15 protein-coding genes are annotated in these 15,461 nt (G+C 67.9%); 2 read left to right on the top strand and 13 right to left on the bottom strand.

Going from position 1 to position 15,461, the window contains the following annotated elements:
- Positions 1-63: 63 nt before the first annotated feature.
- Positions 64-1,434, bottom strand: coding sequence for a YihY family inner membrane protein (locus tag TSO5_RS21875; RefSeq protein ID WP_247870881.1), 1,371 nt, complete (start codon positions 1,432-1,434; stop codon positions 64-66).
- Positions 1,435-1,552: 118 nt separating this feature from the next.
- Between TSO5_RS21875 and fabI the strand changes: the two genes are divergently transcribed.
- Both fabI and TSO5_RS21865 read left to right on the top strand, forming a co-directional pair.
- Positions 1,553-2,401, top strand: coding sequence for an enoyl-ACP reductase FabI (gene fabI, locus TSO5_RS21870; protein WP_109153572.1), 849 nt, complete (start codon positions 1,553-1,555; stop codon positions 2,399-2,401).
- A gap of 210 nt (positions 2,402-2,611) precedes the next feature.
- Positions 2,612-3,700, top strand: a complete 1,089-nt coding sequence (locus tag TSO5_RS21865; RefSeq protein ID WP_247870884.1) for a hypothetical protein — start codon at positions 2,612-2,614, stop codon at positions 3,698-3,700.
- A 99-nt stretch (positions 3,701-3,799) separates the two neighbouring features.
- Here TSO5_RS21865 and ftsH read toward each other — a convergent pair whose 3' ends face one another.
- The 12 genes from ftsH to TSO5_RS21805 form a co-directional block, all read right to left on the bottom strand.
- On the bottom strand, positions 3,800-5,737 hold the full coding sequence (gene ftsH / locus TSO5_RS21860; protein ID WP_109074586.1) for an ATP-dependent zinc metalloprotease FtsH: 1,938 nt from the start codon (positions 5,735-5,737) through the stop codon (positions 3,800-3,802).
- 82 nt (positions 5,738-5,819) lie between these two features.
- Entirely contained in the window at positions 5,820-7,184 is a 1,365-nt protein-coding gene (tilS, locus tag TSO5_RS21855) for a tRNA lysidine(34) synthetase TilS (RefSeq protein WP_247870880.1), read from the bottom strand.
- A complete protein-coding gene (gene ybgF / locus TSO5_RS21850) occupies positions 7,172-8,029 on the bottom strand; it encodes a tol-pal system protein YbgF (RefSeq protein WP_199230975.1) in 858 nt (285 codons plus the stop codon). The genes tilS and ybgF overlap by 13 nt, the downstream gene beginning before the upstream one ends.
- Positions 8,030-8,277: 248 nt before the next feature.
- On the bottom strand, positions 8,278-8,748 hold the full coding sequence (pal, locus tag TSO5_RS21845) for a peptidoglycan-associated lipoprotein Pal (protein ID WP_109074611.1): 471 nt from the start codon (positions 8,746-8,748) through the stop codon (positions 8,278-8,280).
- Between the two features lie 148 nt (positions 8,749-8,896).
- Positions 8,897-10,249 carry a Tol-Pal system beta propeller repeat protein TolB gene (tolB, locus tag TSO5_RS21840; protein WP_109153566.1) on the bottom strand — a complete coding sequence of 451 codons (1,353 nt, stop codon included), beginning with the start codon at positions 10,247-10,249 and terminating at the stop codon, positions 8,897-8,899.
- Positions 10,250-10,251: 2 nt separating this feature from the next.
- Entirely contained in the window at positions 10,252-11,457 is a 1,206-nt protein-coding gene (locus TSO5_RS21835) for a hypothetical protein (RefSeq protein ID WP_109153564.1), read from the bottom strand.
- Between the two features lie 16 nt (positions 11,458-11,473).
- Positions 11,474-11,956 (bottom strand): biopolymer transporter ExbD, encoded by a 483-nt coding sequence (locus TSO5_RS21830; RefSeq protein WP_109074590.1) that lies wholly within the window; start codon positions 11,954-11,956, stop codon positions 11,474-11,476.
- 3 nt (positions 11,957-11,959) lie between these two features.
- On the bottom strand, positions 11,960-12,691 hold the full coding sequence (gene tolQ / locus TSO5_RS21825) for a protein TolQ (protein WP_109074591.1): 732 nt from the start codon (positions 12,689-12,691) through the stop codon (positions 11,960-11,962).
- Positions 12,692-12,754: 63 nt separating this feature from the next.
- Positions 12,755-13,237, bottom strand: coding sequence for a tol-pal system-associated acyl-CoA thioesterase (ybgC, locus tag TSO5_RS21820; protein ID WP_109153562.1), 483 nt, complete (start codon positions 13,235-13,237; stop codon positions 12,755-12,757).
- Positions 13,230-14,315 carry a Holliday junction branch migration DNA helicase RuvB gene (ruvB, locus tag TSO5_RS21815; RefSeq protein WP_109153561.1) on the bottom strand — a complete coding sequence of 362 codons (1,086 nt, stop codon included), beginning with the start codon at positions 14,313-14,315 and terminating at the stop codon, positions 13,230-13,232. Before ruvB ends, ybgC begins: the two co-directional genes overlap by 8 nt.
- Positions 14,312-14,938, bottom strand: coding sequence for a Holliday junction branch migration protein RuvA (gene ruvA / locus TSO5_RS21810; protein ID WP_109153559.1), 627 nt, complete (start codon positions 14,936-14,938; stop codon positions 14,312-14,314). The genes ruvB and ruvA overlap by 4 nt, the downstream gene beginning before the upstream one ends.
- On the bottom strand, positions 14,935-15,339 hold the full coding sequence (locus TSO5_RS21805) for an endonuclease domain-containing protein (RefSeq protein ID WP_109153557.1): 405 nt from the start codon (positions 15,337-15,339) through the stop codon (positions 14,935-14,937). Before TSO5_RS21805 ends, ruvA begins: the two co-directional genes overlap by 4 nt.
- Positions 15,340-15,461 lie beyond the last annotated feature (122 nt).

Genomic DNA, 15,461 nt, shown 5'->3' with positions numbered 1-15,461 from the left:
TTCGCATCAGGCACCCTCTCCCGCGAAGCGGGGGAGGGTTGGGGAGGGGGCACGGCACGCCGTTTACTTCTTCACCGCCCGCAACGGCACCGGCCCGGCGCCCCCTTGCCCGGCCCCCTGCCCGGCCGGCTGCCCCTCCGGCGGCAGATCGTCGTTCAGCAGGGTCTTCAGCGGCACGTTCAGCAGGTCGCTCTGCCGCGCCTCGGCGGCGTCCAGCAGGCGGGCGGTGCGCTCCTGCCAGGGCAGGTCCAGCCCGCCCAGACCGTGGACCGAGCCGCGCATGCCGATGCCCAGCGCCTTCAACAACTCCAGCAGAGTCGCCTCGCCCATGTCGCGGGTGACCACCCAGGCGTCGCGGGTGGTGTGGGCCACCCAATGGGCATCGCGCAGCTGTTCCAGGATGCCGTCGATCAGCAGCGTGCCCACCGGCACCCGGCCGACCAGCGTGCGCCGGCGCATGCCGACGCCCAGCCGGCTCGCCTCCATCAGCTCATGCAGCACGGCCAGCGCCAGCGCCAGCCTCTGCGCCGGCAGCAGCCCCTCCATGCCGCCGCGGGTGACCTTGCCCGCCCGCCATTCCGGCAGGGATGCGGCGACCACCGCGCCGAACAGCACCGTCGACCAGGCGATGTAGAGCCAGAACAGGAAGATCGGCACCACCGACAGGGCGCCGTAGATGGTCTGGTAGGCGGGGTATTCGCGCATGTACCAGCCGAAGATCGCCTTCGACCCCTCCAGCAGGATCGAGCCGATGGCGCCGCCGCACAGCGCGTCCAGCCAGAACACGTCGCGATTCGGGATCACCAGATACAGCAGCGTACAGCCCAGCAACTGCAATCCGAACGGCAGCAGCATGCCGATCCCCGCCAGCGGATGGACGACGCCCTGCAGATGCGCCACCTCCAGCGCGGTCCACAGCGTGCTGGACAGGGACAGGCTGGCGCCGGCGAACAGCGGAGTCAGCGACACCACCGCCCAGAAGGACAGGATGCGGGTCACATAGGACCGCGGCTCGCGCACGCGCCAGACGGTGGCGAAGGCCCCCTCTATGGTCCAGATCAGCAGCACCGCCGACACCGCCAGCCCGATCACGCCGAAGATCGGCATCTGCCCGGCGTTCGCCATGAAGCGGCCGAGATATTCCAGGATGGCGTCGCCGATCTCCGGCACCAGATTCTTGACCAGAGCCGTCTGGATCCGCAGCTGCAGCGCGCTGAAGGCCGGGAAAGCGGAGAAGATGGCGAAGCCGATGGTCATCATCGGCACGATGGCCAGCAGCGAGGTGTAAGTCAGCGCCGCCGCGGTCTGGAAACAGTTGTCGTTGTAGAAGCGCAGCATCGAGTGGCCGAAGAAGCCGCCAAGCTCCCTCAGACCGCTCAGGATGCGGCTGCGCTCCTCCTCCTCGCGGCCTTCCGTGCCCTTAGGGTGAGCCATGCGACGCCTCCTGCGGCGGGACCGCCCGCGTCGGTTTGACCGGTGGGCGCTTTCGTGTAGGATGCGCCCCACTTTTCGCGGCTCGTCCCGCTGCACATCCGTCGTTCACGAGGTTCCGATGTCCAATCCGATGCCGCTCATGGCCGGCAAGCGTGGCCTGATCATGGGCGTGGCCAACGATCGTTCGATCGCCTGGGGGATCGCCTCCACCCTGGCCCAGCACGGGGCGGAGCTTGCCTTCACCTATCAGGGCGATGCGCTGCTGAAGCGGGTGAAGCCGCTGGCCGATCAGGTCGGCGCCAAGCTCGTCCTGCCCTGCGACGTGACGGACGAGGCGAGCATCGACGCGACCTTCGCCGCCATCGAGAAGGAGTGGGGCGGGCTGGACTTCGTGGTTCATGCCATCGCCTTTTCCGACAAGAACGAACTGGACGGGCTGTACCTGGACACGACGCGGGCCAACTTCCTGCGCACCATGGACATCTCCTGCTACTCCTTCACCGCGGTGGCGCAGCGCGCCGTGCCGCTGATGAAGGACGGCGGCAGCCTGCTCACTCTATCCTACTATGGCGCCGAGCGCGTCATGCCCCATTACAATGTGATGGGTGTCGCCAAGGCGGCGCTGGAGGCCAGCGTGCGTTACCTGGCCGTCGATCTGGGTGGCCGCAACATCCGTGTCAACGCCATCTCCGCCGGTCCGATCAAGACTCTGGCCGCCAGCGGCATCGGCGACTTCCGCTATATCCTGAAGTGGAACGAGTTGAACGCCCCGCTGAAGCGCAACGTCACCATCCAGGAGGTCGGCGGCGCTGGCCTGTTCCTGATGTCGGATCTGGGCAGCGGCGTCACCGGCGAGGTGATGCATGTCGACAGCGGCTATCACACCGTCGGCATGGTCGCGGTGGACGAGGCGGCCGAGGTCGCCAGCCTGCTGGGTTCGCTGGGCGGCACGCCGAAGGCCGGCTGAAATCCGGCCGGTTGAGCCAGAGAACGGCGCCTGCAATCGCATGACGAAGAGAGGGATCGGCACGCCGATCCCTCTTTGCGTTTGCAAAAACGGCGTTTATGATTTGCACAATATTCGCGGATTTGGGTAATATTCATGCGCGCTCGCAAGAAAATGGACTCGGTTTCTCCGATCCTTGAGCAGATCCTTTACGGCGGCTCCAGCGTGTCGATGAATCTCATCGCCATCACGCGCGAGATTCCGGAAGAGCAGCGCATGTTCAAGGCCCAGGGCCTGAACAACTGCATCCTGTTCAAATACCCGAACTTCGACGACCGCGAAGACGACGGCGGCGATCCCATCGCCGAGGACGAGGAACTGGAAGGCGGCGAGCGTCCGGTCGAGACCGGCATCTATGTGCCGCACAACGCCCGTGCGCCGGAGGCCGGCGGCATCGCCATCTATCTGCGCGGCCGCAACAGCGCGACCCTGCTGGAGGAGCAGTTCGGCCTGAAACATGGGCCGCAGGAAAACGGCATCATCGGCGACATGAAGATGCTGCAGATGATCGACGACGTTCCGTCGCTCGACGCCTTCCTGCTGAAGACCTGCTTCGAGGCGGAGAAGGTCAACGTCGACCCGCGCCACTGGCTGATCTCCAACGAGGAAGACCACCAGCTCCGCCGCCTGATCCGCGCCCGCATCGAACCGATCGTCCGCAAGGCGCTGTCCGGCAGCCAGGGCAGCGCCGGAAGCATCGAACGCTTCCTGGAGGCGATCTGGAACCCCAACCTGGAAGAGGCCGGCCTGTTCGTCTCCGCCTTCGGCATCGAGCGGTCGGAGGCCGACACCATCTTCAGCGCGTGGAAGGGCACGACCTTCTACGAATACCAGCTGCGCCGCATCGCGCCCCGTGCCCGCACCATCCTGACCTGGCTGAAGTCGCGCGACTGCATCCCGGTCGACATCCGCATGCACAAGCCCTACGAGACCCAGCTGCTGATGCACATCGAGCGGGTGGGCAAGCTGCTGGAAACCACGCTGCTCGACATCCGCACCATCCTGTCGGATTACGAGACGTCGTTCAGCAGCTTCATGAACGGCCAGCCGGAGCCCTTCCGCGACTACCTGCGCAGCATCCGCTCGCGCTATTGGCTGCTCGGCTACTGCGTCTCGGCCCTCACCAGCGTCGCCCATCTGGACGCCCGCTGCATGAAGAACACGCCGTCGCGCAAGCTGTACTTCGAAGGCATGCAGAAGCTGCTGCGCCAGTTCGACGTTGCGCTGGACCGCCGCCGCGAACAGAAAGGGTCGCTCTGACGGTAAGGAGGGAAAGGCACCCTCCACTCCAGGAGCTCTCCCCAACAAAAAAGGCGGCGCCTCGCAGCGCCGCCTTCTTCATTTAGGAACCCCGAACCGTCAGGTACCCTGCGGTTCCGGACCCATGCCGCCGCTCTCCTGCCCGGTGCTGGGCGGGACGGAGGACCGGCGGCCGGTGCCGGTGGTCGGACGCGGCGGGACGGCCATCGTCTCGCGGTCGTCGTCGCGCAGGATCGGTTCGCCGCGCAGCAGACGGTTGATCTCGTCGCCGCTCAGCGTCTCGTACTCCAGCAGGCCCTTGGCCAGGGTGTGCAACTGGTCGATGTTCTCGGTCAGGATGGTCCGGGCGCGGTCGTAGCTCTCGTCCACGATGCGGCGGATTTCCTCGTCGACCAGCTGGGCAGTGCGGTCGGACATGTTCTTGTGCTGGGTCACCGAATGGCCCAGGAACACCTCCTGCGTCGGCTCGCCGTAGAGCAGCGGGCCAAGCTTGTCGCTCATGCCCCACTCCGTCACCATCCGGCGCGACATCTCGGTCGCCATCTTGATGTCGCCCGAGGCGCCGGTGGTCACCCGCTCCTTGCCGAAGATCAGCTCTTCCGCGATGCGGCCGCCCATGGCGACGGTCAGGTCGGCCAGCAGCTTGGCCTGCGACAGGCTGATGCGGTCGCCTTCCGGCAGGCGCATCACCATGCCCAGCGCACGGCCGCGCGGGATGATGGTGGCCTTGTGGACCGGGTCGCTGTCGGCGCAGTGGATGGCGCAGATGGCGTGGCCGGCCTCGTGGTAGGCGGTCAGCTTCTTCTCGTCCTCGGTCATCACCATGGAGCGGCGTTCCGCACCCATCATGACCTTGTCCTTGGCGTTCTCGAACTCGTTCATGCCGACGACGCGCTTGCCGATGCGGGCCGCCAGCAGCGCCGCCTCGTTGACGAGGTTCGCCAGATCGGCGCCGGAGAAGCCGGGGGTGCCGCGGGCGATGACCTTGGCGTCGACGTCCGGCGACAGCGGGACCTTCCGCATGTGGACCTTGAGGATCTTCTCGCGGCCCAGCACGTCGGGGTTCGGCACCACGACCTGACGGTCGAAGCGGCCCGGACGCAGCAGCGCGGGATCGAGAACGTCCGGACGGTTGGTCGCGGCGATCAGGATCACGCCCTCGTTCGCCTCGAAGCCGTCCATCTCGACCAGCAGCTGGTTGAGGGTCTGCTCACGCTCATCGTTGCCGCCGCCCAGGCCGGCGCCGCGATGGCGGCCGACCGCGTCGATTTCGTCGATGAAGATGATGCAGGGGGCGTTCTTCTTGCCCTGTTCGAACATGTCGCGGACGCGGCTGGCGCCGACACCGACGAACATTTCGACGAAGTCCGAACCGGAAATGGTGAAGAACGGGACATTGGCTTCGCCGGCCACCGCGCGGGCGGTCAGCGTCTTACCGGTACCCGGCGGGCCGACCAGAAGGCAGCCTTTCGGGATCTTGCCGCCCAGACGCTGGAACTTCTGCGGGTCCTTCAGGAACTCGACGATTTCCGTCAGCTCCTGCTTGGCCTCGTCGATGCCGGCGACGTCGTCGAAGGTCACGCGCCCGACCTTCTCGGTCAGCAGGCGAGCCCGCGACTTGCCGAAGCCCATGGCCTTGCCGCCGCCGGACTGCATCTGGCGCATGAAGAAGATCCAGACGCCGATCAGCAGAAGCATCGGGAACCAGGACAGCAGCACCGAGAACAGCGACGGCACGTTGCTGTCGTCGGGGACCGCATTGATCCGGACATTCTTGTTGGTCAGGCGCTCCACCAGACCCGCTTCGGGCGGGACATAGGTGCTGAAGGAGCGGCCGTCCGAGAAATGGCCCGAAACCTGGTTGCCCTTGATCGTCACGTCTGCAACCTGGCCCCGGTCCACTTCGGCGAGAAGCTCGCTGAACGGAACGGTCGTTTGCGGGCTGCGGGTGGAAGAACTCTGGAACAGATTGAACAGGGCCACGAGCAGCAGCCCTATGATGATCCAGAGCGCGAGGTTCTTGCCGAAATTGTTCACGTCACACGCCTTTCTGCGAACCCATCGCCATGCGGTGCGCCGACAAGGCCGCACCCCGGACTCCTACGGGCACGTTCCCTGATTAAATAATGCCGCGCCGGTCCGAAACAACCGTAAAAGCTGGTCTTCCCAACGACGAAAGCGGACGGAAGATCGCGCGGTCCATCGGGACCTGTCCATCCGCGTCTGACCCGTATCGTCCGCCAACCATTGGTACGCCAAGCAATTCCGTTCCCGACCAAAGGCTTGGCAGCGTTTCCCGCACCGGAACCGGCAGATCGGGCACCCTCTCCGGCGCCAGCCGGGCCACCCATTCGCGCCAGCCCGCCGCCCCCAGCGCAGCGACCATAACGGGCTTGCCATGTCGCGGCGACACCCGCAGGTCGAAGCGGCCGTCCCACAGCGCCCGCCCGCCCGGCGGCACGCTCTGCCGCTCGATAGCGGCAACCGGCTCGCGCGCCACCATGACGGCACCCCGCCGCATCCGCACCACGCAGCCGCCCAAGGTCGTGCCCTGCCCGTCCGCCAGGGCGCCGAGCAGCCGCTCCAGCGCCTCGTCGCGCACGGGATGGGCCGGCCCGCCGACCGCAGCCAGTGCCTGGGCCAGCGCCCGCAGCGCGATCTCCGCCGGCGCGGCCAGCAATGGTGCGGGAGCCAGCGTGATCCAGCCTTCCGGATGAAGGATCGCCGCCTCGGCAAGCAGCCCGGCGGTCGCCTGTTCCAGCGCCGCCCGCGCCCGTCCGGCGCGGCGGGCGACCTCGCCCAATCGGATGGCGTCCAGCCCCTCCCCGCCCAGCAGATCGACGGCAGCGCGCAGCCGGGCGCGGGCGAAGCGCGGATTGCGGTTGGACGGGTCCTCGATCCAGTCGACACCCTCGGCGCGGCAGGTCGCCAGCAGCCGGTCATGGGAAAAGTTCAGCAGCGGCCGGATCACCCGCACCGCCCCGTCGGCGCGCACAGCGGCCATGCCGGCCAGCCCATCGATGCCGGAGCCGCGGGCCAGCCGCAGCAGCACCGTCTCCGCCTGATCGTCGCGATGGTGGGCGAGCGCCAGGTGCAGGATGCCCGCCTCATCGCAGGCCGCCGCCAGCAGCCGGTGCCGCGCCGCCCGGGCCGCCGCCTGCAATCCTGCCAAGGGCTTCTCCCCGTCCCAGCGCAGGATACGGTGAGGAATTCCGAGTCGGGCCGCCGTCTGCCCGACCGTCGCCGCCTCGTCGGCCGATTCGGGCCGCAAGCCGTGGTCGACGGTCAGCGCCAGCAGGCTTCCGCCCCGCTCTGCGACCCAATGCCGCAGCAGCAGAACCAGCGCCAAGCTGTCGCCGCCGCCGGAAAGCCCGACGGCAACGGCCGGCGCCGGTTCGAATCCGCCCAGCGCCGCCATCGCACGGGCGAACTCCTCCCGCGATACCGGATCGGAGTCGCCGGTCCCGCCCATCAGGCCGGGCAATTGATGCGCTTGCGCTCCGTATCGGCGCGGCGCTTCACGCTGGCCGAGGCTTCGGGGAACTTGGTCAGCAGCTGGTTGAAGGCGGTGCAGGCATCCGACTTCTTGTTCATCTGCTGCAGGGTCATGCCCAGCTTCAGCAGGCTGTCCGCCGCCTTCGGGTTGCTGCGGTACTTGGACAGCACCTCGGCGAAGGCCTGGGCCGCCTCCGGGAAGCGGTTGCGGACGTAATAGCTCTCGCCAAGCCAATATTGCGCGTTGCCGGCATAGGCGTGGGACTTGTTCTTGGCGATGAACTCCTGAAGCGCTTTCTCCGCCCGGTCATAGTCGGAGTTGCGCAGCAGTTCGAACGCCTGCTCGTACTGTTTTTCCGGCGACAGGCCGGCGGTGGAGGGCGGATTAGCTGCGGCGGTCTGCGCCGGCTTGTCGGCCGGCTTCTTCTCGTCGGCGGCGGCCTTCGCCGGCTTCGACGGTGCGGCATCGGCCATGGCGCCGCCGCCCATCGCTCCTCCGGCGGCCCCGCCGCCCTTCTCCAGCTCCTTCAGGCGGAAATCGACGTCGGCGTTCACCTTCTCCAGGCGCTCGCGCAGCTGGGTAACCTGATAGGTCGATTCCTCGTACTTGCCGGTCAGGTCCTGGATGGCGCGCTCCAGGTTCTGCAGCCGAATCTCGAAATCGGCGGCGACGGAGGGCGACAGCTGCGCCACCTCCACCGGACCGCCCAGCGCCGCAACCTGGGTTTCCAGCGATTGCAGCCGCTCGATCTGCCCCTTCGACTGGGCCAGGGCGGGGCTTGCCGCGAGCATGCCACCCAGCAGCAGGGCGGCGACGGGACGGATGTTGGTCATGCGCGTGGGATCCTGAGGAGATCTGATGCCGGGGGAAACACCCACGGCGACCATGGCGAACGAAAAAGGCGACGCGATGGCCGCTGTTTAGCAGAACTTGCGCACCGGCGCAAAAGAACCGACAGCGCCGGGATTCCGGCCGTCAAACGAGCCGGAGGATACCGCCCGCCGAAAAGAAAAAGGCGCCGCCCCGGTTGCCCGGCGGCGGCGCCTTTTCCCAATTCCCCGTCAGGCGGGGACCGGCGTCATCAGTTGACGACGGTCACGCCACGGCGGTTCTGCGACCAGGCGGCCTCGTTCGAGCCAACCACGGCCGGACGCTCCTTGCCGTAGGACACGACGTTGACGCGGCCGGCCGGGATGCCCTTGGCGGCCAGGTAGTTCTTCACCGAGTTGGCGCGGCGCTCACCCAGGGCCAGGTTGTACTCGCGGGTGCCGCGCTCGTCGGCATGGCCCTCGACGGTCACGGTGACCGAACCGTAGGTCTGCAGCCACTTGGCCTGACGGTCGAGGGTGGCGCGAGCCTCCGGCGACAGGTCGAAGCGGTCGAGGCCGAAGAAGACGCGGTCGCCGACGTTGACGACGAAATCTTCCGCCGAGCCCGGGCGGACCGAGGTCTGCTGGGCACCGGTGTTGGCGCCGTTGGCGGCGTCGTTCGGCGTGGATTCGCAAGCGGCGAGCAGGGCAACCGCGGCGAGGGCGAGGAACTTCATGCGCATGTTCAGGGACCCCTTGAACGACAATTGTTGAGTGGCCGGACTAGTCAGCACGAGAGCCGCTTCTTTTCGCCAATCCCCGACGAAAAGACGACGTCCGACCTTTGTCTTGAGCATTGCTCCCGCGCCGCCGCAAAATAGGGCTACTCCACTAGGGAATCAAGGGCGACCACGCGGGGTCCGACGCGCCGACCGGGGTGCTCACGCGACGCTCGTTCGCGCCGGTGATGTCGATGCTGTACAGGTTCGCATTGCGGCCACGGCCGTCGCCCGTCGGCAAGTCCTTGAAGAACATCAGAACACGGCCGTTGGGCGCCCAGGTCGGCCCCTCGACGTGGAAGGCTTCGGTCAGGATTCGTTCTCCGGTTCCATCCGGACGGATTACGCCGATTGCAAAGCTGCTACCACGCTGGCGCGTGAAGGCGATCAGATCGCCGCGCGGCGACCACACCGGCGTACCGTAGCGGCCCTCGCCGAAGGTCAGCCGCTTCACGCCCGACCCGTCGGCGCCCATGACATAGAGCTGCTGCGTGCCGCCACGGTCCGACTCGAAGACGATCTTCTGGCCGTCCGGGGAATAGCTGGGACCGGTGTCGATGCCCGGCGCGTCGGTCAGCTGGGTCTGGCGGCGGGTGCGCAGGTCCAGCGTGTAGATGTCGGTGTTGCCGTTCTGGGCCATCGACATGATGACCTTGTTGCCGTCCGGCGAGAAGCGCGGGGCGAAGGTCATGCCGGGGAAATCGCCCAGGACCTCCTGGCGGCCGGTGTCGATGTTGAACAGGTACACGCGCGGCTTCTTGTTGAAGTACGACATGTACGTGATTTCCTGGGACGTCGGCGAGAAGCGCGGCGTCAGGACCAGGGTCTGGCCGTCGGTCAGGAACTGATGGTTGGCGCTGTCCTGGTCCATGATGGCCAGCTGCTTCTTGCGCGCGTTCGCCGGGCCGGATTCGGCGACATAGACGATGCGCGTGTCGAAATAGCCGTCCTCGCCGGTCAGGCGCTTATAGATGGCGTCGGCCACGATGTGGGCGATGCGGCGCCATTCCTGCGGCGAGGCGCTGTAGCTCAGCCCCTGCATGTACTGGCCGGCGGCGACGTCCCACAGGCGGAAATCCACCTTCATGCGACCGTCGCCGCCCGTCGTGGTGTTGCCGGCGACCAGCGCCTGGGCGCCCAGCGCCTTCCAGTCCGGGTAACGCGGCTCGCCGCTGCGCAGCTGCTCCGGCGTCTGCAGGAAGCCGCGCGGGTCCAGCGGCTTGAACAGGCCGGACCGCTCCAGGTCGGCGGAGATGACCTTGGAGATGTCGGCGCCCAGCTGGGCATCGCGTCCGCCCGCACCGGCGAAGCTGGTGATCGCGATGGGCAGCGGCTCGGACACGCCCCGCGTGATGTCGATGCGCAACTCGGCGCGCGCCTCCTGCGGAGCGGCAACGCCGAGGGAGAGGAGAAGCGCGCCGGTGGCCCCGGCCAGCTTCAACAGAAGCCTCGTCTTCGTCGTCATGGTCAGAACATGTCCCTCGGGTCGAAATTGAACACGATGAAGCGCCAGTCTTCATAAGTCTGCGACGTGAACTCGCTGGGCAGCAGGTCCAGCGGGCTGGACCGTTTGACAGCGCGCACCGCCGCATCGGCCGACGCCCGGAAGGCGGCGTCCGACATGTAGCGTGACTTGTACTTCTCGTCGATCCAGGCGCGGATCACGCTGTGGTCGCGGCCGACCTCGACGTGGATCTCGATCTGCATCGACCCAGCGTCCTTGCGGCCGCTGTCGAAGTTCCAGTTCTTGCTCAACTGGCCGCGGATGGCATCCAGCGCGCGGCCCGACGGCTTGAACGGCTTGTCGGGACCGTTGGTTGCCTTCGCCGCACCGGCCGGCGCCGCAGAGGCGGTCTTCTGGCTGGGCTTGGCGTCGCTGTGGGCGCTGGCTGATGCCTTGCCGTCCGCCTTCGGGTTGTCCGACGGCTTGATCTTCCCGACGTTCGACAGCAGGTCGGACAGCGGATCGGTCTTGGCCGACGGCTTCTCCGGCTGCTTGGCCGGGGTCTCCGCCTTCTTCGGCTCGGCCTTCGCGACCTCCTTCGCCGGCTCCGGCTTCTTCGGTTCCGCCTTGGGCGGTTCCGGCTTCGGCTCGTGCTTGGGCGGCTCGGGCTTCTTCGGCTCAGGCTTGGGCGGCTCCGGTTTCGGAGGCTCAGGCTTCGGCTCGTGCTTCGGCGGTTCCGGTTTGGGCGGTTCCGGCTTCGGAGGCTCGGGCTTGGACGGCTCCGGCGGCTTCGGAGTCGGCGACGGCGCCGGATCCGGGGGCGGAGGCGGCGGAGGCGGAGGCGGAGGCGGTGGCGGTGGCGGAGGAGTCGGGGCAGGCTTGGGCGGCGGCGTCGGCTCGCGCGGCGGCGGCACCTGGGCGACCTTCGGCGGCTCCGGCGTCTTGGCAGGCGGCGGGGGCGGCGGAGGCGGTTCGTCCTCCGCATCCGGCGGCTCGGGCGCCGGCGGCGCCGGCTTGGCTTCCGGCGTCGGCGGGCGCGGCGCGGCGTTGGCCGGCTTGGGCTCGCCCTTCTCGACCCGGGCGGCCTGGGTGACCTCGCCGATGTCGACGATCTCGATCGGGATCGAGGAGGCGATTTCGAGCTTGCGATCGCTGGGCGGCATGCCGAGCACAATCAGCGCGACCAGCGCGACGTGCAGCACCGCCGAGGCGATCAGGGGCTTGCGCATGGGAGTTCCGCCCGCCTCAACGCGCCGGTTTGGGCGCGCCGACCCGCGCGCTGGACGCGGTCGGGCCGTTCGGCATCTCGGCGACCAGACCGACCTTCTTGAAGCCGGCGGCGCTCATGGTGCCCATCACCTCCAGCATCTTGCCGTAGGCGATCTTGGCATCGCCGCGGACCAGGATGCGGGCCTCCGGGTTGTTGTTGGTCACCGCGATCAGCAGCGGCACCATGTTGCCCAGCTCGACCGGCGTCTCCTGGACGAAGACGCGGCCGTCGGTCTGCACGGTGACGAACAGCGGGTCCTTCTGCTGCTCCAGCGGAGCGGCGTTGGTCTTGGGCAGGTCGACCGGCACGCCGACGGTCAGCATCGGGGCGGCGACCATGAAGACGATCAGCAGGACCAGCATGACGTCGATGAACGGCGTCATGTTGATCTCGGCCATCGCGCGATAGCCCCGGCGCTTGCCGCGTCCGTGGGACTTGCCTGCGAGTTGTCCGGCCATGGTTCAGGCGGCTCCCCGCTCCTCGAGGTGGCGGGACAGGATCGCCGAGAACTCGCCCGAGAAGGTGTCCAGCCGGTCGGCGTAGCGGCCGAGGTCGGTGGAGAACTTGTTGTAGGACAGCACCGCCGGGATGGCGGCCAGCAGGCCCATGGCGGTGGCGAACAGCGCCTCGGCGATGCCCGGCGCCACCACGGCGAGGCTGGTGTTGCCCGACCCGGCGATCGAGGTGAAGGAGTTCATGATGCCCCACACCGTGCCGAACAGGCCGATGAAGGGCGCCGTCGAGCCGACCGAGGCCAGGAAGGTCATGTAGCGTTCGGCCCGCGCCATCTCGCGGCCGATGGTCACCGCCATCACCCGCTCGACCCGCTGCTGCAGCGAGCCCTTCATGGTGCCGGCGATGCCGCGGTCGGCGGCGTGGCGCCACTCGCGCATTCCGGCGGCGAAGGTCGCGGCCATCGGGTCGGCCGGGGTCTGGCCGATGCGGTCGTACAGCGCGTCGAGCGAGCCGCCTGACCAGAATGCCTCCTCGAAGGAGTCGGCCTGGGCGTTCAGGCGGCGGATCCGCATCAGCTTTTCGATGATGATCGCCCAGCACCAGATCGAGGCGACGACGAGCATCATCATCACGATCTTGACGACCGCGTCGGCCTGCCAGAACAGGCCGAGGATCGTGATCTCATGTGCCGTCGTGGCGGCGTTGCCGGCCAGTTGGGCGGTTTGCAGGGCGTCCATCGCAGTCAGTCTCGCGGTTGCGCTGTTGGCACGGGGATGTGGAAGGGAAAAGGTCGATCAGGGTCAGACAGGCGGAAGAGAGCTTTGCTTTGCGTGCAGCGACTCCATCGCCGCTTTCACCGGTTCGGGAAGGCGCACGGCCCGCCCGGCCCGGTTGATCGTCACCAGCTGCAGGTCGGCGCGCGCCAGCACGCGACCGTCGCGGCGAATGACTTGTGCAACTGCGAAGGAGGCTCCGCGGATATCGACGATTCGGGTTTCCACTTCAAGCGTGTCCTCCAGCTTGGCAGGGGCGTCAAAATCGATGGTCAGGCGCCGTACCGCAAATGACACACCTGTGACATCGCCCAAACCCTCCGCCATCTCCTTCTGACGGAAGCCCATCAGGTACAGCATCTCCGTCCGCGCCCGCTCCGCGAATCGCAGGTAATTGGCGTGGTAGACGATGCCGCCGGCGTCGGTGTCCTCGTAATAGACCCGCAGCGGATAACGATGCGTGCCGTCCTCCGCGAACCGGCCCGACAGGGAAGGAGCGACGTTACTCATCGTCGCCCTCGTCCGTGGGGCCTTCGGTCGGGTCGGGAACCCGGTCCAGCAGGTCGAGCTGACGGAGCGGCGCATTCGGCGGGTTGAGGCCGAGATAGCGGAAGCCCTGGTCGGTCAGCATGCGCCCGCGCGGCGTGCGCTGCAGGAAGCCCTGCTGGATCAGGTAGGGTTCGACCACCTCCTCCAGCACGTCGCGCTGTTCACCCAGAGCGGCACCCAGCGTCTCGACACCCACCGGCCCGCCGCCATAGTTGTTGGCGACCAGCCCGAGATAGCGGCGGTCCATGCTGTCCAGCCCGAGCCGGTCGACCTCCAGCCGGGTCAGCGCGGCATCGGCGACTCGCTTGTCAACCTCCTCCACGCCCGCCACTGCGGCGAAATCGCGCACTCGGCGCAGCAGCCGGCCCGACACGCGGGGCGTTCCGCGCGAGCGGTTGGCGATCTCGCGCGCGCCCTCCGGCGTGATGCCCATGCCCAGCACGCCGGCGGCGCGGCGCACGATCAGCTCCAACTCGTCCGGCTCGTAGAATTGCAGGCGCACGGGAATGCCGAAGCGTTCGCGCAGCGGGCGCGTGATCAGGCCGCTGCGCGTCGTGGCGCCGACGAGGGTGAAGGGCGGCAGGTCGATCCGGATGGACCGCGCCGACGGGCCTTCGCCGATGATGAGGTCGAGCTGGAAATCCTCCATGGCGGGATAGAGCACCTCTTCCACGGCGGGATTAAGGCGATGAATCTCGTCGATGAAGAGGACGTCGTGCGGCTGCAGATTGGTCAGCAACGCCGCCAGATCGCCGGCACGCGCGATGACCGGGCCGGAGGTGGCGCGGAAGCCGACGCCCAGCTCACGCGCCACGATCTGCGCCAGCGTGGTCTTGCCCAGGCCGGGGGGGCCGAACAGCAGCACATGGTCCAGCGCCTCGTTGCGGGAGCGGGCGGCCTGGATGAAGATCGACAGGTTCTCGCGCGCCTGCCGCTGGCCGATGAACTCGGCGAGCGACAGCGGACGGATCGACGACTCGGATGAGTCGCCGTGCCCCTGACCCGGCTGGACCAGACGGTCGGAATTAGGGTCGCTCATTGGCTCAGTTCCTTGAGGCCCTGGCGGATCAGATCGGACACGCCGGCGTCATCGCCCAGCACCCGCCCGGCGGCGACGACCGCGCCGAAGGCCTCCGACCGGCCATAGCCGAGATTGACCAGCGCCGACACCGCGTCGGCCAGCGCCGGGGTGGCTCCCGGAACGGCGGCGGGGGCGCCCTTGCCGGCCGGCGCGCCCGCGGTCGCCGCGGGGCCGAGCGCCAGATTGCCGACCTTGTCCTTCAGCTCGTTCAGGATGCGTGCCGCCACCTTCGGCCCGACGCCGTCGGCCCGCACCAGCGCGGTCTTGTCCTGCGAGGCGATGGCGCGGGTCAGCTGGTCGGGATCGAGCACGCCCAGGATCGACAGCGCCAGCCGGGCGCCGACGCCCTGGATGGTGGTCAGCAGCTTGAACCACTCCCGCTCCGCCTGCTCGCCGAAGCCGTGCAGGACGATGCGCTCCTCGCGGATAAAGGTTTCGACCACCAGCGAGGCCCGCTCCCCCACCGCCATGCGCGACAGGGTGCGGTTGGAGCAGGACAGCAGGTAACCGACGCCGTTCACGTCGAGCACGACCCAGTCGGTGCCGGTGGAATCGACGATGCCGGTCAGCTTGGCGATCATGGGAACTCCCGGCCCGAGGGCTGGCTGCGAAGAATGGGGGTCTCTTCGAGACGCGCGCGGATGGTCTCCAGCACGCCGTCAAGGTTGTCGATCACATCGGTGTTCCAGAAGCGCAGGATGCGGAAGCCGGCCTGCTCCAGCATGCGCGCCCGCCTTTCGTCATGGGCTGCGCGCTGCTCGGCATGCTGGCCGCCGTCCAGTTCGATGATCAGGCGATGGTCATGGGCGACGAAGTCGGCGACGAAGCCAAGGATCGGCTCCTGCCGCCGGAATTTCGCGCCGAGCTGGGCATTGCGCAGCTTCTGCCAGACGATCTTTTCCACATCCGTGGCGTTCATCCGCAGATCGCGCGCGCGCCCCGTTATGTATTCAGTGGGCTTTGCCTGCGCAACCCGCGCCATATCCCCCACTCGTCCAAGGGGAATATCCCCCTCTCCCCCCCGGGGAGAGGGTCGGGGTGAGGGGGAGGCACTGCGTGGAGTCTTGGGAGAGGCACGCCGCGCGTCCCCCCCCCCCCCCCCCC

Origin of the sequence: Azospirillum sp. TSO5 (assembly GCF_003116065.1) — a bacterium.
In the GTDB taxonomy this organism is placed as follows: domain Bacteria; phylum Pseudomonadota; class Alphaproteobacteria; order Azospirillales; family Azospirillaceae; genus Azospirillum.
The sequence above is the reverse complement of the archived record's forward strand: the minus strand, read 5'-3'. Positions and strand labels throughout refer to the sequence as shown.